This is a genomic window from Pseudomonas sp. 8Z (genome assembly GCF_902506535.1).
GTDB lineage: Bacteria > Pseudomonadota > Gammaproteobacteria > Pseudomonadales > Pseudomonadaceae > Aquipseudomonas.
The window spans coordinates 56,113-76,211 of sequence record NZ_LR733827.1 but is presented as its reverse complement, the minus strand read 5'-3'; the positions used below and the strand labels follow the sequence as shown (position 1 = coordinate 76,211).

Sequence of the window (20,099 nt, the reverse complement as noted above, 5' to 3'; positions counted from 1 at the left end):
CGGTGCTCAGCGCTGCTAACCCAGCCTAAGGATCGGCAGCAGCGCCGCTCACTCATCAGCACTAAGGAAGCATTTTCCAGAACGGCATGCGCGCCTCGCGCTCGGCTTGTGCGCGGGTCAGGCCGACATCGGCCAAGTCTTCGTCGCTCATATTCAGCAGAGGGCGACGGGTGCGCAGGCGGCGCCAGAAGGTCGACCAGTCACGAGCAATGCGGGCGGGTGCAACGCCGCTCTGCGATTGCGGTTCAAGGGCGATACCGCCCGCGCCTCTGCCTACCTCGTCGATCCCGCGCATGATTTTTCCTCCTGGTGCGCTCATGGGAAACCAGAATGCACCCGCGAGAAAAACCATGACAGATTCAAAAAATCTCTATTAACTCCATACAGAAAGCGCTTATTTCCATCTGAATCGTCACTCTTAGCGCAATCTGTACTGGTCGCACCCCGTCTATCGAGGCATTCCATGACGCTTTACCTGAATCTCGCCGAAGAGCTGGCCGCGCGTATCGAGCAGGGGCTGTTCCGCCCAGGCGAACGCCTGCCGTCGGTACGCGCGCTCAGCCAGGAGCACGGCGTCAGCCTCAGCACCGTGCAGCAGGCCTATCGCCAACTGGAGGATCAGGGCCTGGCCACGCCACGGCCCAAGTCCGGCTACTTCGTCACCCACGGGCGTCAGCAGCCGGAGCTGCCGCGGATCAGCCGTGCGCCGCAGCGGCCGGTGGAAGTGTCGCAGTGGGAGCAGGTACTGGAGCTGGTCAGCGAGCCGGTCTATGGCGAAACCCTGCAACTCAGCCGCGGCATTCCTGACATCAGCTCGCCGACGCTCAAGCCGCTGCTGCGCAGCCTGTCTCGCCTGAGCAGGCGGCAAGGCCTGCGCGAGCTGAGTTACGGCGCGGTGGAGGGCGAGATCACCCTGCGCCAGGAAATCGCCCGCCTGGCACTGGACTCCGGCTGCCAGTTGGCCGCCGAAGACATCGTCATCACCACTGGTTGTCACGAAGCGCTGTCGACGGCGCTGCGTGCAATCTGCCAGCCCGGCGATATCGTTGCGGTGGATTCGCCGAGCTTCCACGGCGTCATGCAGGTGCTCAAGGGCTTTGGCCTCAAGGCGCTGGAACTGCCCACCGACCCGCTCACCGGGATCAGCCTGGAGGCCCTGGAGATGGCGTTGGAGCAGTGGCCGATCAAGGCTATTCAGCTCACCCCCAGTTGCAACAACCCGCTCGGCTACATCATGCCCGAGGCCAATAAGCGCGCCTTGTTGGCGCTGGCGCAGCGCTTCGATGTGGCAATCATCGAGGACGATATCTACGGCGACCTGGCCTACCACTACCCGCGCCCACGCAGCATCAAGTCATTCGACGAGGACGGCCGCGTGCTGCTGTGCAACTCCTTCTCCAAGACGCTGGCGCCGGGCCTGCGCATCGGCTGGATCGCGCCAGGGCGCTACCTGCAGCAAGTGCTGCACATGAAGTACATGGGCACCGGACAGAGCGCTCAACTGCCCCAGCTAGCCATTGCCGAGTTCCTGCGCGAGGGGTTCTACCAGCCGCACCTGCGGCAAATGCGCAAGCTCTACGCCCGTAGCCGCCAACAGATGACCGACTGGGTCAGCCGCTACTTCCCGCCGGGCACGCGCGTCAGCCAGCCGCAAGGCGGTTTCATGCTCTGGGTGGAAATGCCGCAAGGCTTCGACAGCCTGCGCCTGAACCGGCGCCTGGCCGAATACAAACTGCGGGTGGCGCCTGGCAGCATCTTTTCCGCCGCAGGCAAGTACCGCAACTGCATCCGCCTGAACTACGCCGAGCCATACAGCGCGGAGCTTGAGGCGGCCATCCGCCAGATCGGCACGAGCATCACCGAGCTGATCGCCGAGAGCGAGCTGGATCAGACCCAGGACCAGGGGCTCTGGCGCTGAACGGCCTCAGCCGCGCGTGACCGCCACACCATCGCTGAAAGCACCGGGCCGCCCGGCCAGCACGATAAACACCAGCGCGCCTGCCGCCATCATCAGCGGCAGGGCATGGCCGCTCAGCCACTGGCTCACAGCACCAGTGAGCAAAGGCCCGACCAGGCAACCGAGCCCCCAGAGCTGAGCGACATGGGCATTGGCCCGCACCAGTTCATCGTCACGGTAGCGCTCGCCAATGATGATCAGCGACAGGGTGAACAGGCCACCGGCGCTGGCGCCAAAGGCGACGAACAGCGGCCAGATCAACGGCGTGTGCAGCGCCAGCGGAATCGCCAGGCTCGACAGCAACAGTGCCAGTCCACAAGCGCGGAACAGCCTCTGCCGCGACAGACGATCAGCCAACCAGCCGATGGGCAGTTGCAGCGCGGCATCGCCGACCACCACCACACTGGCCATCAACAACGCCACCTCCTGAGTGAAGCCCTGACGCAGGCCATAGATCGGCAACAAGGTCAGCATCATCGCCTCGAAGGCAGCGAACAGCATCACCGCCCAGGCAATCGCCGGCAGCGTACGGCAGAACACCGACAGCCCTCGCCCGGTGGCACTGTGCGCGTCCACCTGCGGTGCACCGCTGCGCCCGAGCAGCATCAGCGAGCCCCCGATCAGCAGCCCCACGCCCGTCCAGAAACCCAGATCGGTGCTGGTGCCCAGAGCGCTGAGCAGCAGCGGCCCGCTCAGTTGGCTGAGCGCATAACCGGTGCCATACAGCGCCACCAGACGCCCGCGCCACTTTTCCACGGCGATCTGGTTGATCCAGCTTTCACCGAGGATAAACACCACCGTCAGTGCCACGCCGATGAACAAACGCAGCACCAGCCACATGGCGTAGTTCTGCACCAGCGCCAACCCCGCAAGCGACAGCGCCCCCAACAGCAAACAGAGCTGCATCAAAGGTGTCGTACCAAGGCGCGCCGCCAGGCGCCCGGCCAACGAAGCACCGAGCAGTACGCCCACAGCGGGTGTCGCGGCCATCACACCGATGGCGAAGGAGTCGTAGCCCCAGCTTTCCAGGCGCAGCGACACCAGCGGCATGGTCACCCCCAGCGCCAAGCCGATGCTGATGACCGCCGCGCAGACGGCGAAATAGGTACCCCAACGCATTACCAGATTCCTTGTCGTCACGGTACTGCTTAGCGAGCGGCGCCGCACACTCGCCAACGCATGGGTGAGCGCCAACTGTCCATATTCGTGGAAGCAAAGCGGCTGGACTCCCCGTGGAAGCCCAGCCGCAGTTGGATAGCCGCCGTGACCGGCGGCCTGAAGCCGCTGTTCAGAGCTTGATCCAGGTGGCCTTGATCTCGGTGTACTTGTCGAAGGCGTGCAGCGACTTGTCGCGGCCATTGCCGGACTGCTTGAAGCCGCCGAACGGCGCGGTCATGTCGCCGCCATCGTACTGGTTGATCCATACGCTGCCGGCCCGCACCGCGCGGCCAACGCGATGGGCGCGCGACAGGTTGCTGGTCCAGATGCCGGCCGCCAGGCCGTAGATGGTGTCGTTGGCGATGGCCACGGCATCGGCCTCGTCATCAAAGCCGATCACCGACAGCACCGGGCCGAAGATTTCTTCCTTGGCGATACGCATGGCGTTGTTCACACCATCGAAGATGGTCGGCTCAACGTAGGTGCCGCCGGTTTCTTCCAGCACGCGATTACCGCCAGCCACCAGTTTGGCGCCGTCTTCGTGGCCGGCCTGGATGTAACTCAGCACGTTGTTCATCTGGGTGGTGTCGACCAACGCGCCGACGTTGGTGGCTGGGTCCAGCGGGTTGCCCGCTTTCCAGGTCTTGATGGCCTCGACCACCATGGGCACGAACTGCTCCTTGATGGCGTTTTCCACCAACAGGCGCGAACCGGCAGTGCAGACTTCACCCTGATTGAAGGCGATGGCGCTGGCGGCAGCCTCGGCGGCAGCCTTGAGGTCTGGTGCGTCGGCGAAGACAATGTTCGGGCTCTTGCCACCGGCCTCCAGCCAGACGCGCTTCATGTTCGATTCGCCAGCGTAGATCATCAGTTGCTTGGCGATCTTGGTCGAACCGGTGAACACCAGGGTATCGACATCCATATGCAGGGCCAGCGCTTTGCCCACCGTGTGGCCGAAGCCCGGCAGGACGTTGAATACGCCAGCCGGGATACCCGCGTCGATGGCCAGTTGGGCCAGGCGAATGGCGGTCAGCGGCGATTTCTCTGAGGGCTTGAGGATCACCGAGTTACCGGTGGCCAACGCCGGGCCAAGCTTCCAACTGGTCATCAACAGGGGGAAGTTCCACGGCACGATGGCCGCGACCACGCCCACCGGCTCACGCGTGACCAGACCCAATTCATCATGCGCGGTGGCTGCCACTTCGTCATAGATCTTGTCGATGGCCTCGCCGCTCCAGCGGATGGCGCGCGAGGCATTGGGGACGTCGACATTCAGCGAATCGCTGATCGGCTTGCCCATATCCAGCGTTTCCAGCAGGGCCAGCTCTTCGCCGTGAGCATCGATCAGGTCGGCGAAGCGAATCATGATTTTCTTGCGCTGCACCGGCGCCATACGCGACCACACGCCCGAGTCGAACGTGGCGCGAGCGTCCCTGACCGCCAGCTCGGCGTCGGCGAGGTCACAGCTAGCGACCTGACCCAGCACCCGGCCATCGACCGGGCTGATGCAATCGAAGGTAGCGCCGGAGTCCGCCGCACGGTACTCGCCGTGGATGAAGGCACGGGTTTCGATGGTCAGGGCCTGAGCACGTTGCTCCCAGTCAGCGCGGGTCAGATCGGTCATTGCAGCATCCTCTCTATATAAGGTTCGGCGGCGCCACGCAGGCAGCACCGGCAAAAAGTTCGCGAGGCCAGCGTGCTGGCCCAAGCCTGTGCGCCACACTAAACCAGCGACACGAAGGTTTTCAATATTTTTGACAAAAGCAACAGAATCACCCTTGTCATGTTCATTTTTCCACACATAGACTGCTGTGAATCGACTCCTGCCAACACCTCCGGCAGGCCACTCTCTCCCCCGGAAAAGCCAGATGAACATTGAGCAGATCGTCGACTTCGCCCAGGCCGTAACGGTCGCCGAACACTATCGCCCAGCCCCGCAAAAGGTGCTCAAGGGCGACCCTGAGCAGAACGTGCGCAACCACTACAGCAGCCCCTGCGGCCAGTTCAGCAGCGGCGTCTGGGAAGGCGCCGCGGGGCAATGGACGGTGAATTACAGCGAGCACGAATACTGCGAAATTCTCCAGGGCGTTGCCGTGCTGCGCGATGCCGAGGGCAACGCCAAGACGGTACGCGCGGGCGACCGTTTCGTGATTCCTGCCGGTTTTTCCGGCACCTGGGAAGTGCTCGAAGCGTGCCGTAAGGTTTATGTGATCTTTGAGGCCCAGTAAGTTCCCGAACGCTTGCTGCGGCCGCGCGCTTGGCAGGCTGATGGGGCATGCTCAGCGCGCCCATGCTGGCATACACTGGCGCGCTCAATGCCACCGGAGCCGGCCTGATGATCGACGCAACACACGCCCCCCTGAACCTTGCCCAACCTGCCGACGCGCTCCTGGCGCTGCGCAAGGTGCATGGCTCACTGCACGATAGCCAGGCGGTCACCTTCCACTGGAGTGGCCAGGTCTGGTCGCGCATCGAGGGCGAGCGTGATCGCCTGCTGTTCAAGGTCGAGGGCATGAACGTGCGCCAGTGCGGCACACTGCACGACGCCGAGCGCGGCACAGGCTTTCGCCTGGTATCGCGCGAATTGATGCTCTACCTCGACCCCACCAGCGGGCAGCCATTGCAGACCTGGCACAACCCCTGGATAGGCCGTGAGGTGAGCGTGATGCACGTGGCCAACGACCCGGTGAACCTGCCGCCGTTCTTCGAGCGTGACGCCCAAGGGCGCCCCTTCCCATTTGCCTTCCGCGAACAGGGCGAGCGTGTATTCGCCCCCAGCGAGATTCCACTGTTCTACCCCAACCCGCTGGCCGGCGACTACCCGGAGTATGTGGGCAATCACTATCACGCGATGGAGATTTTCGACTTCGTCGCCGACCGCGCCACCCTGCTCGACCGCAGCCAGGCCAGCGCCAACGCAGCCCTGGCCTGGGTGCGTATCGCCCCGTGGTTACCGTTCATGCAGATGGGCAGCCGCCCAGGGCTGATGGTGTTCAACGCCATGGGGCAGAGCGTCGCCGGTGTCGATGCTCTGCCAATGGTGCTGCGCGACGCCATCACCCGCGACTACCCAGAGTACGCCAACCCACCGGCGCTGGACGATACACGCCCCAACGCCACCAGTTGGACAGTCGCCAAACAGATGATCGATGCCCAGCGCCAGGCCAAGCGCAACCACGAGTAAGACAGCTCTCAGATGCGCCCTGCCTGGTAAGCCACGACACAATCCCGTCGGGCGGGTGCAACCCGCCATGGCGAAAGTGGCGGGTTTCACCCGCCCTACCAGGGAGGCTTCAGAGGCTGGCAATCAACGAACGCTCATGAAAAAAGACCCGCACAAGGCGGGTCTCAGATGCGCCCGGCCTAGTGAGCCACGGGCGCAGGTACGGCAGGAACGACTCAGGCCAGCTCGTCGAAGCACTCGGCGACGATGGCGATGCCTTTTTCCAGTTGCGCGTCAGGAATGGTGACGGGCATCAGGAAGCGGATGACGTTGTAGTAGGTGCCGCACGACAGCAGGATCAGGCCCTTCTCGCGAGCACGGGCAACGATCTTGCCCACCAGCTCGGCAGCCGGCTTGTGCACGTCACCGCCCTCGAACAGCTCGATGGCGACCATCGAACCCAGGCCGCGCACGTCACCGATCACCTTGTGCTTCTCAGCAATCTTGCTCAGGCCGGCTTTGAGCTTCTCGCCGACGTCGTTGGAGCGCGCCAGCAGGTTCTCTTCGTCGAACACCTTGAGCACGGCCAAGGCCGCGGCGCAGGCAATCGGGCTGCCCGCGTAGGTGCCGCCCAGGCCGCCGGGGGCGATGGTGTCCATGATCTCGGCCTTGCCGCACACGCCGGAAATCGGGAAGCCGCCGCCAACGGACTTGGCGAAGGTGGTCAGATCCGGCACCACGCCCAGTTGCTCGGTGGCGAAGAAGGTGCCGGTACGGCCAGCGCCAGTCTGCACTTCGTCAGCGATCAGCAGAATGCCGTGCTGGTCGCACAGGGCGCGCAGGCGCTGCATGAACGCAGGCGAGTTGACGTAGAAACCACCCTCGCCCTGCACCGGCTCGATGATGATGGCGGCGATATCCTGCGGCTGCGCGTCGTTCTTGAAGATGCGCTCGATGCTGGCGATGGACTCGTCCTCGCTCACACCATGCAGCGGGCACGGCGCCTGGGCGCGGTACACACCTGCAGGCATCAGACCCATGCCGGCGGAGTAAGGTACGACCTTGCCGGTCAGGCTCAGGGTCATCATGGTGCGGCCGTGGTAGGCGCCGGTGAAGGCGATCACGCCGGCACGGCCGGTGGCGGCACGGGCGATCTTCACGGCGTTTTCGACGGCTTCGGAGCCGGAGGTGACCAGCAGAGTCTTCTTGGCGAAGTCGCCCGGTACGCGCTTGGCGATTTCTTCGCACAGCTCGATGTAGGGCTCGTACGCCAGCACCTGGAAGCAGGTGTGGGTCAGCTTGGTCAGTTGCTCCTGAACGGCAGCGATCACCTTCGGGTGCAGGTGGCCGGTGTTCAATACCGCGATACCGCCGGCGAAGTCGATGTACTCGCGGCCTTCGACGTCCCACACGGTGGCGTTCTCGGCGCGCTCGGCGACAATCGGGTGGATCTGGCCGACGCCGCGCGGTACAGCGGCCTGGCGACGTTGCAGCAGGGATTCGTTGGTCTTGCTCATGGTGTCCTCTTGGCCGTCATCGGGCGGCTCGGTTGAAGGATGAATGCCCCCGGTGGTGGGTCAGTTCAGCATGCGATGATCGACTGAACTGGGCCACCAAGGACTCAATAGGGTTACGGCTTACAACCGGGGCGCCGTACGCTCTTTCGCACCTTGCCCCGTCTTGGAAATCAGCGGATTTCCGAATCAGATGCCACCGAGGCACATGTACTTGATCTCTAGGTAATCCTCGATCCCGTACTTGGAGCCTTCACGGCCCAGGCCGGACGCCTTGACGCCACCGAACGGCGCCACTTCGTTGGAGATCAGGCCGGTGTTGATACCCACCATGCCGTACTCCAGCGCTTCGGCCACGCGGAACACGCGGCCCAGGTCGCGGGCGTAGAAGTAGGAGGCCAGGCCGAACTCGGTGTCATTGGCCATGGCGATCACTTCAGCGTCGTCCTTGAAGCGGAACAGCGGCGCCAGCGGGCCGAAAGTCTCTTCCTTAGCCACGGCAGCATTTTTCGGCACATCGACCAGAATGGTCGGCTCGAAGAAGGTGCCACCCAAGGCATGTGCCTTGCCGCCCAGGGCAATCTTGGCGCCCTTGGAAACGGCGTCCTCGATGTGTTCCTGCACCTTGGCAACCGCCTTGCTATCGATCAGCGGGCCAGTGGTCACGCCATCTTCCAGACCGTTGCCGATACTCAGCTTGGCCACGGCGGCGCTGAGCTTCTCGGCGAAGGCGTCGTAAACACCGTCCTGCACATAGATGCGGTTGGCGCATACGCAGGTCTGACCGTTGTTACGGAACTTGGAGATCAGCGCGCCTTCGACGGCAGCGTCCAGATCAGCGTCATCGAAGACGATGAACGGCGCGTTGCCGCCCAGCTCCAGCGACACCTTCTTGATGTCCTGGGCGCATTCAGCCATCAACTGGCGACCGATTTCGGTCGAACCGGTGAAGCTCAGCTTGCGCACGATGGGGTTGCCGGTTAGCTCACCACCCACTTCACCGGCGCTACCGGTGACCACGCTCAGCACGCCTTTCGGAATGCCGGCGCGCTCGGCCAGCTCAACCAGCGCCAGGGCGGAGAATGGCGTTTGCGAAGCCGGCTTGATGACCATGGTGCAACCGGCGGCCAACGCCGGCCCGGCCTTGCGGGTGATCATCGCCGCCGGGAAGTTCCACGGCGTGATGGCAGCGGTGACGCCAATTGGCTGCTTAATGACGATCAGGCGCTTGTCCGGCTGGTGACCCGGAATCACGTCACCGTAGACGCGCTTGGCTTCTTCGGCGAACCACTCGATAAAGGAGGCGGCGTAGGCGATCTCACCCTTGGCCTCGGCCAGTGGCTTGCCCTGCTCCAGGGTCATCAGACGGCCCAGGTCATCCTGGTTTTCCATCAGCAGTTCGAACCAGCGACGCAGCTTGTTCGCGCGCTCCTTGGCGGTCAGCGCACGCCAGGCCGGCAACGCCTTCTCGGCAGCCTCGATGGCGCGACGGGTTTCCGCGCGGCCCATCTTGGGAACGGAACCAATGATCTCGCCAGTCGCCGGGTTGTTCACGGCAATGGTCTGGCCGCTATCGGCATCCGACCACTGACCATCGATATAGGCCTGCTGGCGGAACAGTTGGGCATCTTTCAGTTGCATGGCGGTCTCCTTCAAATACCGACGCCCAGGCGTCGGGGTGGAGTCATGAGCGCAATCCACGCAGCGCCTGGGGGCGCTACGCGGGCCGGGTAATAAATTCAGAGCGACGAATGGGCGAAGGGTTCTAAACGGCTGAACACCGCGTTTGAAATCTCAAACGAATCCTAGGAGCGGCATCGATAAAGGGCAATAGGTATCGGGTAAAAAACCCTGAAAGAATGGCCAAAACTTCGCGAACGGGCCCCAATACCGTCTAAAAGTGTAAAGTGCGTTCTGAATAATGAACACTTATGCACGATGGACGCTAACCGCCGACATGCGTATGATTGCGCCCCGCAACGCATCCGTAGCTCAGCTGGATAGAGTACTGCCCTCCGAAGGCAGGGGTCGTGGGTTCGAATCCCGCCGGATGCGCCAGATAGTGAAAGGCCCCAGGTGAAAACCTGGGGCCTTTTGGTTTCTGCAGACGCGGTTCAGTTGTGTACCTGATAGATGTCGTACGGCAGCGCAACGGTGTCGACGACGATGTCCGCTGGCAGTGAGTACAGGGTGAGGATGGGGCAGGCTACAGATGCCCAACACCAGAGCGTGGCCGGGAAATAGCCACGATTGAGTCTCTCGGAGCCGAACAACAGACCGAAATCGTGGGCCGTGCCACGGTAGTAATCAGGGCCTGAGGTGCTGCTGGCGGCGCGCCCAAATAGCGTGCCGCAGCCGGTAAGTGTGCAGAGCAATACGCCAAGGGCGAGGATTCGAGCAATACGTTCGCGCATGAAAAGTCCTTTTTCTGGTTAGGCCATCCCGGCCGCTGCGCAGGGTACGCATCTCAATTTCAGCCCACAACCACAGCCCACCTTGCACCGTGCAGACTGTGCCGCGAGTCACCCTATTCGCCGCTCGACATCGGCGGCTAGCACCATTTAGCAGTGCGCTTGGCACACTACCCAGATTGGGGCGTCTCGGGCGATGTGTTGCGAGTCATGCAACAACCAAACATTGACATATCTAAATATGTTCAATAGCCTTGACGACGTCCTGACACAGCTCAGCAGATAACAGACGCCTGCGCCGACAGCGCGCTCTGACGCTTTGAGGCATAAGCCCAGTCAAATGAATCGAATATTCTAGATATGCAGGTACGCAACATGCAGCAATCCGCACTGTTCAAGACCGCCCAGTTAGGCCCCTACACGCTGAAAAACCGCATTGTGCTGCCGCCGCTCACGCGCTCTCGCAGTTCGCAGCCCGGCAATATCGCGAACGATCTGATGGCCACCTATTACCAACAGCGCAGCGGTGCCGGTTTCATGGTGACCGAGGGCACGCAGATCGAGCCGCGCGGCCAGGGCTATGCGTGGACGCCGGGCATTCACAGTGCGCAGCAGATTGCCGGGTGGCGCAAGGTCACCGAGGCGGTGCATGCCGAAGGCGGGGTGATTTTCGCTCAGCTCTGGCACGTAGGCCGCGTTTCGCACACCTCGCTGCAGCCAGGCGGCCAAGCGCCGGTAGCGCCTTCGGCGATCCGCGCCGACAGCGTCAAGGTGTTCATCGAAACAGGGCCTGGCGCGGGGGCATTGGCGGAGCCGTCGATGCCGCGTGAGTTGACCACCGCCGAGGTCAAGGAGCTGGTGCAGCTCTACGCCCAGGCTGCGCGCAATGCCCTGGAGGCCGGTTTCGATGGCGTGGAGTTGCACTGCGCGAACGGCTACTTGGTGAATCAGTTCATCTCCGCGCACAGCAATCGGCGCAGCGACGAATATGGCGGCTCGTTGCACAACCGTCTGCGCTTCTTGCGTGAGATCACCGAGGCCGTTGCCGAGGTGGTCGGCAAAGAACGCCTGGGCGTGCGTTTCGCTCCGCTGTTTGCAACCACGGACGAGGATCGCGTCTACCTCGGGCTGGTCGAGGAAGACCCTCACCGCACCTATGTCGAGGCGGTGAAGGTGCTTGAGCAGATCGGCATTGCCTATCTATCGTTGGCCGAGGCCGACTGGGATAACGCCCCAGAACTGCCGGAGAATTTTCGCCAGGATGTGCGCAAGGTCTTCAGCGGCAGGATTCTGTATGCCGGAAAGTACACCGCCGAGCGCGGCGAGCGCGCCATCGAGGCTGGCTGGGGGGATTTGATCGCCTTTGGTCGCCCGTTCATCGCCAACCCTGACCTGCCCGAACGTATCGCCAACGGTTGGCCACTCAACCCCGTTGACCCGCACACCATGTATGGAGGCACCGAGCAGGGCTATACCGACTACCCTGCCTATCGCGCCTGAACCATTGCAGCCGCGCCCTGCAGGTCTGGGCGCGGCTCACTGCACAATGGCTGAACAGAATGGCAGTGGCTCGGTGTAGCGTTGAGGCTGTGCTGCAGGTCTTCCAATTCTTCGCGCGGAGATGGAGGATATCGCGATATCGCGAAAAACAGGTGCCCACCCCCATGAACATTGATGTCAACGAAGCCCTCAAGGCCTTGGCGAACCCGATGCGCCTCGACATCCTCAATTGGCTCAAGGATCCCAGAACCCACTTCCCCGAGCAGGAGGTCGACCCGGAGACTGTGGGGGTGTGCGTCAGCATCATTCAGGCGCGTACGGGTCTTTCCCAGTCCACTACGTCGCTGTACCTCACCGCGTTGCAGCGCGCGCGCCTGGTGACTTCGCAGCGAATTGGCCCGTGGACTTACTACAAACGCCATGATGAAAACATCGATGCCTTCATCAAGGCGCTACAGGGCAAGATCTAGCGAATGCCAGACGCCTCACGCTCATGCACGGCATGAGCGCGCCAGCCTGTAGTGCACGAGATTGCGTGGACGCTATGCCGCCATGGCATCTTAGTTTCCGCGCATCGAGACGCGGAGCGTGTTTCGACGGGGTTATTGAGGTGCAACACGCAATAAAAAAGGCGGTGCCGAGGCACCGCCTTGAAGAATGCCGCAATAAGGGTATGCGGCATTATTCATATGAGCGTTTTGCTCAGTTCAGCGCATCACGCGTATGCACGCCGTCGACCAGACGCTGGATGCCCAGCGGGTTGGCGTCTTGCAGGGCTTCTGGCAGCACTTCGTCCGGGTAGTTCTGGTAGCACACCGGACGCAGGAAGCGGTGGATCGCCAGGGTGCCGACCGAAGTGCCACGGGCGTCGGAGGTCGCCGGGTACGGGCCGCCATGCACCATGGCATCGCACACTTCCACGCCAGTCGGGTAGCCGTTGAGCAGCACACGGCCAGCTTTGACTTCCAGCAGCGGCAGCAGGTCGCGGAAAGCGCTCAGGTCATCACGCTCGGCGATCAAGGTGGCCGTCAGTTGGCCGTGCATGCTCTGCAGGGCACGGGTCAGCTCGGCGCTGTCGGCGACTTCGACGACGATGCTGGTCGGGCCGAAGACTTCTTCCTGCAGCAGGTGATCGCCTTCGAGCAGCATGCTCACATCAGCCTTGAACAGTTGCGGCTGCGCCTGGTTACCCGCTTGCTCGTTGCCCGCCAGATGGCTGACCTTGGCATGTGCTTTAAGCGCAGCCACACCACCGACGTAGCTACGCAGAGTACCGGCGTTGAGCATGGTTTGCGCGGGCTGGCTGGCGATGGCGTCGCTCAGCCCGGCAACGAACTCGCTGAACTCGGCGCTGCGAATGCCGATGATCAGGCCAGGGTTGGTGCAGAACTGGCCACAGCCCATCACCACCGAAGCGGCTAGCTCTTTGGCCACGGTCGCGCCGCGCACCTTCAGGGCGCTTGGCAGGACGACCACCGGGTTGACGCTGGACATCTCGGCGAACACCGGGATCGGCTGCGGGCGCGCAGCCGCCATGTCACACAGGGCACGACCACCTTTGAGCGAACCGGTGAAGCCGACGGCCTGGATGGCCGGGTGCTTGACCAGAATCTCGCCGACACCGCCGCCAAAGATCATGTTGAACACGCCCTTGGGCATGCCGGTTTTATCCGCCGCACGGATGATCGCGTCAGCGACGCACTCAGCCGTAGCCATGTGGCCGCTGTGGGCCTTGAACACCACCGGGCAACCGGCAGCCAGGGCCGATGCGGTATCACCGCCAGCGGTGGAGAAGGCCAGCGGGAAGTTGCTGGCACCGAATACGGCAACCGGGCCGACACCGATTTGATACTGGCGCAGGTCGACGCGCGGCAGCGGCTGACGATCCGGCAGGGCACGGTCGATACGCGCACCGTAGAAGTCGCCACGGCGCAGCACTTTGGCGAACAGGCGCATCTGGCCGCTGGTACGGCCACGCTCGCCCTGGATACGGGCGGCAGGCAGTGCGGTTTCGCTGCAGACCAGGGCAACGAACTCGTCGCCGAGGGCATCGAGTTCGTCAGCGATGGCTTCGAGGAACTCGGCGCGGCGTACCGCCGACAGGTTGCGGTAGATCGGGTAAGCAGCGGCGGCGGCCTGGGCAGCGGCGTCGACTTCTTCGGGTGTAGCCTGGATGAAGGTGTAAGGCAGCGCTTCACCGCTGCTGGCGTCGAGGCTCTTGTGCTCGACGGTGCCGGCGGCGCGGCGCTCACCACCGATGTAATTGTGGCCAGTCAGACTCAGCATGGCGTTCTCCTGTCAGGTGGGACAACGACGTCGCCCCGAGGACAATGAATGAGGCCCGGCGGCAGTGCCGGGATTCGCAACCGCCTGCGCAGTTGTCGGACGTATGATAAGTGACAACCACGGCATTTGTCCCCCTCCGACAGCAACAATCGACAGATGTAGCATACCCAACGGATCCACCCCGCCAGCGCAGCCAAATGCGGCACAATCGGCCATCGCTGGAGAAGGACCAACCCATGCTGATCGATGAAGAACTGACGCTGAAGAAACTGGAGGTCTTCCTGGCCTTCATGCGCAGCGGCAATCTGGCGCGCGCTGCCAGTGAACTGCAGACCAGTAACGTCAGCGTACACCGCGCCATCCACTCGCTGGAAAGCGCGCTGCGCTGTCCGCTGTTCAAGCACGAGGGGCGCAACCTGATCCCGCTGGAAAGCGCCTATGTGCTGGAAGAAAAGGCGCAGAAGCTGATTCAGGATGCCCAGGACATGGTGCGCCTGACCCGCGAGGCAGCGGGCTTCGGTGCCGAGCGTTTCAAGCTCGGCGCGCTCTACTCGCTGACGGTGAAAACCGTGCCGCAACTGATCATGGGCCTGAAGCTGCGGCGCAGCGAGCTGAACATCGACCTGATCCTCGGCTCCAACGTCGACCTGCTGTACAAGCTCAAGAACATGGAGCTGGACGCCATTCTGGTGTCCCTCGACGACAGCACCAGCGATCAGGATTGTGAGCAACTGGCGCTGTTTTCCGACGATATCTTTCTCGCCGTGCCCAACGACTCCCCCTTCGCCGAGCATGCCGAAGTGGATCTGGCCGACCTGCGCGATTCGACCTTCATCACCCTGACCCAGGGCTACGCCACCTTTCGCGACGGTGAGCGGGTGTTCCAACAGGCGGGGTTCGAGCCCAAGGTGGCGATGCAGGTCAAAGACATCTTCACCCTGCTCAGCATGGTCAGCTCCGGCGTCGGCTATGCCCTGCTGCCGGGGCGCGTGGCGGCGGTGTACGAAAACCGCGTGAAGCTCATCGCGCTGCAGGCCAAGTACCACCTGCAGCAGCATATCGGCGTGGTGTTCCTCAAGGCCAAAGAGCGCGACCCCAACCTGCTAGCGCTGCTGGCCGAATGCCGGATGTACAGTCGGCAGTCGTAGTCGCAAGCGTCGCCGCTGAAGCGCCTCCCACAGGGCAGCCTGTAGCACCGTAGCCTGGGTAGAGCGAAGCGAAACCCGAGAAACCGTCGCCCTGGGTTTCGCCGTGAATAAAAAGCCCGCCACGAGGGCGGGCGAAAGGTCAGCCCAGAAGGCCGCGCATCAGAAAGTAGAGCAAGGATGGGCCAAGCAGGCAGCCCAGTGCGGTGTAGAACGCAGCCGTCAGGCAGCCGTACGGCACAAGCTTCGGATCGGTCGCCGCCAGGCCACCGGCCACGCCGCTGGAGGTGCCCATCAGGCCGCCGAAGATCACCGCGCTGCGCGGGTTGTTCAGGCCGATATAGGGGGCGACGAAGGGGGTGGCCACCATTACCAGAATCGCCTTGATCAAACCGGCGGCAATCGATAGCGCCATCACGTCGGAGCTGGCACCAATCGCCGCGCCGGTGACCGGGCCGACGATGTAGGTCACCGCGCCGGTGCCGATGGTGGTCAAGCTGACCACGTCGGTGTAACCGAAGGCCATGGCCACCGCCACGCCGGCAATGAAGGACGTGAATACGCCAACGAACAGCGCTAGCACCCCGGCGAACCCGGCGCGTTTGAGCTCTTCGACACTGACGCCGAAGCCGGTGGCGACGATGGCGAAGTCGCGCAGCATGGCGCCGCCGAGCAGGCCGATGCCGGCGAATAGCGGGATGTCCACCAGCCCCTTCTGCCCACCCGTGTAGGCACCGCCGATATAGGACAGCAACAAGCCGAGCAGGATGGCAATGGCCGAGCCATGCAGACGACCCTTGGTGAACTTGTCGGAAATCCAGTAAGACACCCACATCGTGATGCCGATGATGGCGAAGCCGCTGAGCAGACTGTAGCTGGTAATGACCTTCATCAAAGATTCGTACATGGCAGTCACCGCGGCGCTTTGGTCAGGGAGGGGGCAACGTCGGTTTCAGGCTTCTTTTGCCCTAGCCGACTCAAAGCAGGTACCAGCGCGAAGCCGATCACCACGGCGACTGTCCCGGCGAGAATCGCCATCGGCCCGCCTTTGAGGGCACCGTAGACGTTTTGCTGAGCCGCCATGGCGACCACGATGGGGATGTAGATGGCGCTCCAAAATTCCACGCCCTGTTCCGACTTGCCGGTGAACAGGCCACGCTTGTTCAGGTAACTGCCCAGGAAGATCAGCAGCATCATGGCGATGCCGACACCGCCGACGTTGGCGGGGACGCCGATGAGTTTGCCCAGCAGTTCACCGATGAAGATGCCTGCCAGGGTGCAGAACGCCAGAAAGGCGACACCGTAGATGATCATGGTTGTTGTCCTCGGTTTATATCGAAGTTGTTGTTCTTGTGCTTCGGTAAACACTACGGCTCAGCGGTCGCGACTTACCTCCTGACGCAACATGGCGTCGAGTGTATCCAGGCGTGAGCCAGTGAAGGCGATGGCCTGGCCGGGTTCGAATACGCGCCGGGCCAGCCCGCTCAGCACGCCGCCAGGGGGCAGTTCCAGGTGCAGGCGCACGCCGCGTTCATAGGCGGTGACGAGCGTGGCCTGCCAATCGACCACGCGGCTCATATTCATGGCCAGGTCGTCGCGCAGGGCTTCGGGATCACGGATCAGGCGCGCCGAACTGCCGCTCAGGTAGCGCACCTGTGGCGTGTGCAGTTCGACCTTGGTGAATGCCGCCGCCAACTCGCGAGCCGGCGCATCGAGCAGTTCGCAGTGCGACGGCACACTCATGGCCAGGCGCTTGGCCGCGCCCGCTCCCAATGCTCGGGCGCGATCGGCCAGCGCAGCCATGGCGGCCTCGCTGCCAGCGATCACCAGTTGGTTTTCAGCGTTGATATTGGCCAGGTACACCGGGCCTTCGGCCTCGGCCAGCAGGCGCTCGACGCTGGCCTGGTCGAGGCCAAGGATGGCGGTCATACCGTAGCCGCTCGGGTAAGCACGCTGCATCAGCTCGCCACGCAGAGCGACCAAACGCACGGCATCGGCAAACGCCAGCGCGCCCGCCACCACGGCGGCGGCATAGGCGCCGATGGATAAACCCGCGACATAATCGGGGCGATGACCACGCTCGACCAACACCCGCGCCGCCGCCACACCGGCAATCAACAGGCACAGTTGCACGGCGCGGGTGTCTTGCAGCGCCGCGGCCGAATCCAGCAGGCGCACGTCTTCGTCCAACGCAGCGCTGGCCTGCTCGATACAGGCCTGCACCACCGGCACATCAGGCAACGTATGCAGCATGCCGGGTTGCTGCGCGCCCTGACCGGGGAAGGCCCACAGCGTGCTCATGCTGCCACCTGCTGCGCTTGCCAGGGATCGCTGACCAGCACTGGGCCGTGCTGAGTTTTCAGCAATACGCGCGGCGACTCGCTGGCCCACTCGCGCAGTGCCACGGCGCCATATGGGGTTTCCAGTTGCAGATCGACACGCCCCGGCGCCTCGCCCAGCAGACGGCATAAGGTCCGTGCCCAGTCGCGCGGCAGGTGCTGCGGTGCGCGCAGCGACAAATCGAGATCGCTGTCTAGGTGTGCAGCGGCGATGCCGCTGGCCAGCTCGAAGCCCAGGCTGCCGGTTACGCCCCAAGCTAAGCCGTGGGCATCGAGACGCGGCGCCAATTGGCTCAGGGCGCGCAACGCTGACCACTGCGGCTGGGCATGCTGGCGCCAGCGCCCGGCTCGGGCCACCGCCTGCGGACTGACTAGGCGGCTGATATCTCTCAGGCGCATCCAGGTGGCATGGCGTTGCTCACGCGCCGCGCCGCGAATACCCACCGCGACCCAGCCGGACTCGGCCGGCGCACGGCGTACCACCACCGGCACATGCCCGCCCAGGGCGGCGCGAGCCCAGGCCGGCGCCTCCTGTGGCAGGTGCTCGGGGCGCAGGCCCCAGAGCAGATCATGTGGACGGGGTGTCGGGTGCATCGGTATTTCCTATGTAGGGCGGGTGCAACCCGCCATTTCACGTGATTCAGCGTTGGCGGGTTTCACCCGTCCTACGTTTCACCACTGTGCGCGCAAGGCCTCGCGTACCTGACTAGACGCCGCGCGGTTGGTGGCGCCCAGGCGGCACCGCAGGTCACGCGGGCTGGCGGCGATATCGGCCAGGGCGCGGTTCAGGGCGTCCTGCACGCGGGCCAGGTCGGCAGCGCTCGGCTGCGTCACCTGCTCGACATCGAGCACTTCCGAAAGCAGCCCGAGCGAGGCGTAGCTGTCGAGGTCATAGGCCATCGGCGGCACCGTGGCGGCCAGCGCCTCCAGCTCGTCGACGCTGCGCAGGGTGATGCGCGCGGCGGCGGCCTTGCCCATGGCGTGCACCATCACCCCGGCGTCGCGCAGGGCGATCAGCCGATTGGCCTGGTAGCCATGGGCGAGAAAGGCACCGGACATGGCCTTGCCGACCAGCAGACCGATCACCGCATGCCCGGCCAGGCGGGCACGGGCGTAGGCGTCCACCGCGCCGGCCAGCGCCTGATGAATACCGTAGGCTTCCTCGCGACGGCCATAGGCCTGGCTCGGCACGTCGACAATGGCGATCAGCGCGCGCTTGTGCACCTGGTCGCGGTCGGCCTCGATGGCCTCATCGACCGCCTGGGCCAAGCCCCAACCTTCGAGCAGACCGACCTCGCCGTTGCGGGCGCGGGGAAATGGGTTGTTGGCATCAGCGATCACCGCCAGATAGCGCACCGCCTGCCCCGCCAGCTCGCCATCGGCCACCCGCAGCGAAGCAGACAAGCCTTGTAGCGGTTGGGCGCCGCCTGCCAGGGCCTGGAACCAGTGCAGGCCGCGTTGTTCTTGGACTGTGCTCATGTTCATGCTCCCCGGTAGGCGCTGCGCACGGCAGCGGCATCGGCCTGGACGGTGGTGTCGACGGCGCCTAGGCGCTGCAGGAACCAGGCGTGGCGACGGCTGCGCTCACGCTCAGGCTTGCCCTTGGCGAACAGGCCGTGTAGCTCGCGGCGAATGGCTTCGACGTCATCGCTCACGTAGCCGTCGACCAGGCCGCTGGCGTGACGCTGCTCGCCGCCGGTCAGGCTCCAGATAAAGGGGCGATCGCGCGAGTCGTACTCCTCGATACCGGCCTCCTGCTCGATCACCTGCGGGCCGTTGAGCCCCAGGCGCGCCTCGCGGGTGACCAGCAGGTAGCTGCACAGCCCGGCGGCGATGGACATGCCGCCGAAGCAACCAACCGGCCCGGCCACCAGGCCGATCACCGGCTGATACTGGCGCAGATCGACGATGGCGGCCTGAATCTCGGCAATCGCCGCCAGGCCCAGATTGGCTTCCTGCAGGCGTACGCCGCCGGTTTCCAGCAGCAGCACGGCGCGAGTCGGCGTGCCGTTACGGTTATCCTCGGCGGCCAGTTCCAAGGCACCTGCGATCTTCGCCCCGCCCACCTCACCAAGGCTGCCGCCCTGGAAGGCGCCTTCGATGGCGATAACCACCGCAGGCGCGCCATCGATCAGCCCCTTGGCCACCACCACGCCGTCATCGGCCTGCGGCACGATGCCCTGCTTGGGCAGCCAGGGCGACATCAGCCGGGCAAAGGGGTCGAGCAGCTCGCGGAAGCTGTCGGCATCGAGCAATGCCCGAGCGCGCTCGCGGGCGCCGAGTTCGGTAAAGCTGCGCTGCGCCAGCAGGCGCGCAATGTTTTGCTCAGCCATGATTGAGTTCCTCCAGGCCCTGCTCCAGGCGCAGGCGCACCACGCCGGGCGTGGCGCCGAAATCATGAATGGCGATATTCAGCGCGGGCACCACTTGTTCGCGGAACATGCGCTCAAAGAGTTGCTGCCAGCGCGGCGCGCTGCCGTTGACCGAGGTGACCACTTCGATGGCCAGGGTGCCGGCCTGGCCGGGTTCGAGCAGCACTTCCAGGTCGCCGGAACCGACGCAGCCGACTTGCACGCGGCCCTTGGCCGGTTGCCCGGCGGGGAATTGAAAAGACAGGGTTTCCATT

The 20,099-nt window shown here is 63.9% G+C and carries 20 protein-coding genes and 1 tRNA gene; 7 read left to right on the top strand and 14 right to left on the bottom strand.

The genetic code is table 11. From position 1 onward, the window contains the following. Positions 1 to 61 precede the first annotated feature (61 nt). On the bottom strand, positions 62 to 295 hold the full coding sequence (locus tag AERO9A_RS13070; protein WP_159972401.1) for a DUF1127 domain-containing protein: 234 nt from the start codon (positions 293 to 295) through the stop codon (positions 62 to 64). Between the two features lie 168 nt (positions 296 to 463). On the opposite strand from AERO9A_RS13070, the gene AERO9A_RS13065 reads away from it, so the two are divergent. After that, the gene (locus AERO9A_RS13065; RefSeq protein ID WP_159972400.1) at positions 464 to 1,918 is read left to right on the top strand and encodes a PLP-dependent aminotransferase family protein; all 1,455 of its coding nucleotides are present in this window, start codon (positions 464 to 466) and stop codon (positions 1,916 to 1,918) included. 6 nt (positions 1,919 to 1,924) lie between these two features. On the opposite strand, the gene AERO9A_RS13060 is transcribed toward AERO9A_RS13065, so the two are convergent. After that, positions 1,925 to 3,316, bottom strand: coding sequence for an MFS transporter (locus AERO9A_RS13060; RefSeq protein WP_372239679.1), 1,392 nt, complete (start codon positions 3,314 to 3,316; stop codon positions 1,925 to 1,927). Then, positions 3,246 to 4,739 carry an aldehyde dehydrogenase gene (locus tag AERO9A_RS13055; protein WP_159972398.1) on the bottom strand — a complete coding sequence of 498 codons (1,494 nt, stop codon included), beginning with the start codon at positions 4,737 to 4,739 and terminating at the stop codon, positions 3,246 to 3,248. The genes AERO9A_RS13060 and AERO9A_RS13055 overlap by 71 nt, the downstream gene beginning before the upstream one ends. Positions 4,740 to 4,983: 244 nt before the next feature. On the opposite strand from AERO9A_RS13055, the gene AERO9A_RS13050 reads away from it, so the two are divergent. Continuing rightward, entirely contained in the window at positions 4,984 to 5,343 is a 360-nt protein-coding gene (locus tag AERO9A_RS13050; protein WP_159972397.1) for a cupin domain-containing protein, read from the top strand. 62 nt (positions 5,344 to 5,405) lie between these two features. Beyond that, a complete protein-coding gene (locus tag AERO9A_RS13045) occupies positions 5,406 to 6,299 on the top strand; it encodes a DUF1838 family protein (RefSeq protein WP_159972396.1) in 894 nt (297 codons plus the stop codon). A gap of 215 nt (positions 6,300 to 6,514) precedes the next feature. On the opposite strand, the gene gabT is transcribed toward AERO9A_RS13045, so the two are convergent. Continuing rightward, the gene (gabT, locus tag AERO9A_RS13040) at positions 6,515 to 7,795 is read right to left on the bottom strand and encodes a 4-aminobutyrate--2-oxoglutarate transaminase (protein WP_159972395.1); all 1,281 of its coding nucleotides are present in this window, start codon (positions 7,793 to 7,795) and stop codon (positions 6,515 to 6,517) included. Between the two features lie 186 nt (positions 7,796 to 7,981). After that, entirely contained in the window at positions 7,982 to 9,433 is a 1,452-nt protein-coding gene (gene gabD, locus AERO9A_RS13035; RefSeq protein ID WP_159972394.1) for an NADP-dependent succinate-semialdehyde dehydrogenase, read from the bottom strand. Positions 9,434 to 9,773: 340 nt separating this feature from the next. Between gabD and AERO9A_RS13030 the strand changes: the two genes are divergently transcribed. Continuing rightward, positions 9,774 to 9,850: transfer RNA gene (locus AERO9A_RS13030), tRNA-Arg, on the top strand. A gap of 56 nt (positions 9,851 to 9,906) precedes the next feature. Here the strand turns inward: AERO9A_RS13030 and AERO9A_RS13025 are convergent. Beyond that, the gene (locus tag AERO9A_RS13025) at positions 9,907 to 10,206 is read right to left on the bottom strand and encodes a YceK/YidQ family lipoprotein (protein ID WP_159972393.1); all 300 of its coding nucleotides are present in this window, start codon (positions 10,204 to 10,206) and stop codon (positions 9,907 to 9,909) included. Between the two features lie 372 nt (positions 10,207 to 10,578). Here AERO9A_RS13025 and AERO9A_RS13020 point away from each other — a divergent pair, with 372 nt between their 5' ends. Next, positions 10,579 to 11,703: an alkene reductase gene (locus AERO9A_RS13020; RefSeq protein ID WP_159972392.1), complete on the top strand. Its 1,125-nt coding sequence runs from the start codon at positions 10,579 to 10,581 to the stop codon at positions 11,701 to 11,703. Positions 11,704 to 11,867: 164 nt separating this feature from the next. Beyond that, a complete protein-coding gene (locus AERO9A_RS13015; protein WP_159972391.1) occupies positions 11,868 to 12,173 on the top strand; it encodes a helix-turn-helix transcriptional regulator in 306 nt (101 codons plus the stop codon). Between the two features lie 232 nt (positions 12,174 to 12,405). On the opposite strand, the gene AERO9A_RS13010 is transcribed toward AERO9A_RS13015, so the two are convergent. Beyond that, entirely contained in the window at positions 12,406 to 13,989 is a 1,584-nt protein-coding gene (locus AERO9A_RS13010; protein WP_159972390.1) for an aldehyde dehydrogenase (NADP(+)), read from the bottom strand. 236 nt (positions 13,990 to 14,225) lie between these two features. On the opposite strand from AERO9A_RS13010, the gene AERO9A_RS13005 reads away from it, so the two are divergent. Then, complete coding sequence (locus AERO9A_RS13005; RefSeq protein WP_159972389.1) at positions 14,226 to 15,137, top strand: LysR substrate-binding domain-containing protein; 912 nt, start codon at positions 14,226 to 14,228, stop codon at positions 15,135 to 15,137. Positions 15,138 to 15,276: 139 nt separating this feature from the next. Here the strand turns inward: AERO9A_RS13005 and madM are convergent, their stop codons facing one another. The 7 genes from madM to AERO9A_RS12970 all read right to left on the bottom strand — a co-directional run bounded on the left by madM (position 15,277) and on the right by AERO9A_RS12970 (position 20,098). Next, positions 15,277 to 16,041 (bottom strand): malonate transporter subunit MadM, encoded by a 765-nt coding sequence (madM, locus tag AERO9A_RS13000; RefSeq protein WP_159972388.1) that lies wholly within the window; start codon positions 16,039 to 16,041, stop codon positions 15,277 to 15,279. Between the two features lie 5 nt (positions 16,042 to 16,046). Continuing rightward, positions 16,047 to 16,448 (bottom strand): malonate transporter subunit MadL, encoded by a 402-nt coding sequence (gene madL, locus AERO9A_RS12995; RefSeq protein ID WP_159972387.1) that lies wholly within the window; start codon positions 16,446 to 16,448, stop codon positions 16,047 to 16,049. A gap of 60 nt (positions 16,449 to 16,508) precedes the next feature. After that, positions 16,509 to 17,435, bottom strand: coding sequence for a malonate decarboxylase subunit epsilon (mdcH, locus tag AERO9A_RS12990; RefSeq protein ID WP_159972386.1), 927 nt, complete (start codon positions 17,433 to 17,435; stop codon positions 16,509 to 16,511). After that, positions 17,432 to 18,067 carry a malonate decarboxylase holo-ACP synthase gene (locus AERO9A_RS12985; RefSeq protein WP_159972385.1) on the bottom strand — a complete coding sequence of 212 codons (636 nt, stop codon included), beginning with the start codon at positions 18,065 to 18,067 and terminating at the stop codon, positions 17,432 to 17,434. Before AERO9A_RS12985 ends, mdcH begins: the two co-directional genes overlap by 4 nt. A 78-nt stretch (positions 18,068 to 18,145) precedes the next feature. After that, positions 18,146 to 18,952 (bottom strand): biotin-independent malonate decarboxylase subunit gamma, encoded by an 807-nt coding sequence (gene mdcE, locus AERO9A_RS12980; protein WP_159972384.1) that lies wholly within the window; start codon positions 18,950 to 18,952, stop codon positions 18,146 to 18,148. A 2-nt stretch (positions 18,953 to 18,954) separates the two neighbouring features. Next, the gene (locus AERO9A_RS12975) at positions 18,955 to 19,806 is read right to left on the bottom strand and encodes a biotin-independent malonate decarboxylase subunit beta (protein WP_159972383.1); all 852 of its coding nucleotides are present in this window, start codon (positions 19,804 to 19,806) and stop codon (positions 18,955 to 18,957) included. Next, positions 19,799 to 20,098, bottom strand: a complete 300-nt coding sequence (locus AERO9A_RS12970) for a malonate decarboxylase subunit delta (protein ID WP_159972382.1) — start codon at positions 20,096 to 20,098, stop codon at positions 19,799 to 19,801. Before AERO9A_RS12970 ends, AERO9A_RS12975 begins: the two co-directional genes overlap by 8 nt. Position 20,099 lies beyond the last annotated feature (1 nt).

Bases quoted from the DNA above. Each gene is read 5' to 3' on its own strand.
- AERO9A_RS13045 (WP_159972396.1), top strand. From the start codon at position 5,406: ATGCTGGCATACACTGGCGCGCTCAATGCCACCGGAGCCGGCCTGATG.
- AERO9A_RS12970 (WP_159972382.1), bottom strand. From the start codon at position 20,098: ATGGAAACCCTGTCTTTTCAATTCCCCGCCGGGCAACCGGCCAAGGGC.
- madL (WP_159972387.1), bottom strand. From the start codon at position 16,448: ATGATCATCTACGGTGTCGCCTTTCTGGCGTTCTGCACCCTGGCAGGC.
- AERO9A_RS13050 (WP_159972397.1), top strand. From the start codon at position 4,984: ATGAACATTGAGCAGATCGTCGACTTCGCCCAGGCCGTAACGGTCGCC.
- mdcE (WP_159972384.1), bottom strand. From the start codon at position 18,952: ATGAGCACAGTCCAAGAACAACGCGGCCTGCACTGGTTCCAGGCCCTG.
- AERO9A_RS13015 (WP_159972391.1), top strand. From the start codon at position 11,868: ATGAACATTGATGTCAACGAAGCCCTCAAGGCCTTGGCGAACCCGATG.
- AERO9A_RS13060 (WP_372239679.1), bottom strand. From the start codon at position 3,316: ATGGCCGCGACAAGTCGCTGCACGCCTTCGACAAGTACACCGAGATCA.
- madM (WP_159972388.1), bottom strand. From the start codon at position 16,041: ATGTACGAATCTTTGATGAAGGTCATTACCAGCTACAGTCTGCTCAGC.
- AERO9A_RS13010 (WP_159972390.1), bottom strand. From the start codon at position 13,989: ATGCTGAGTCTGACTGGCCACAATTACATCGGTGGTGAGCGCCGCGCC.
- AERO9A_RS12975 (WP_159972383.1), bottom strand. From the start codon at position 19,806: ATGGCTGAGCAAAACATTGCGCGCCTGCTGGCGCAGCGCAGCTTTACC.
- AERO9A_RS13020 (WP_159972392.1), top strand. From the start codon at position 10,579: ATGCAGCAATCCGCACTGTTCAAGACCGCCCAGTTAGGCCCCTACACG.
- gabD (WP_159972394.1), bottom strand. From the start codon at position 9,433: ATGCAACTGAAAGATGCCCAACTGTTCCGCCAGCAGGCCTATATCGAT.
- mdcH (WP_159972386.1), bottom strand. From the start codon at position 17,435: ATGAGCACGCTGTGGGCCTTCCCCGGTCAGGGCGCGCAGCAACCCGGC.
- gabT (WP_159972395.1), bottom strand. From the start codon at position 7,795: ATGAGCAAGACCAACGAATCCCTGCTGCAACGTCGCCAGGCCGCTGTA.
- AERO9A_RS13055 (WP_159972398.1), bottom strand. From the start codon at position 4,739: ATGACCGATCTGACCCGCGCTGACTGGGAGCAACGTGCTCAGGCCCTG.
- AERO9A_RS13070 (WP_159972401.1), bottom strand. From the start codon at position 295: ATGCGCGGGATCGACGAGGTAGGCAGAGGCGCGGGCGGTATCGCCCTT.
- AERO9A_RS13025 (WP_159972393.1), bottom strand. From the start codon at position 10,206: ATGCGCGAACGTATTGCTCGAATCCTCGCCCTTGGCGTATTGCTCTGC.
- AERO9A_RS13065 (WP_159972400.1), top strand. From the start codon at position 464: ATGACGCTTTACCTGAATCTCGCCGAAGAGCTGGCCGCGCGTATCGAG.
- AERO9A_RS13005 (WP_159972389.1), top strand. From the start codon at position 14,226: ATGCTGATCGATGAAGAACTGACGCTGAAGAAACTGGAGGTCTTCCTG.
- AERO9A_RS12985 (WP_159972385.1), bottom strand. From the start codon at position 18,067: ATGCACCCGACACCCCGTCCACATGATCTGCTCTGGGGCCTGCGCCCC.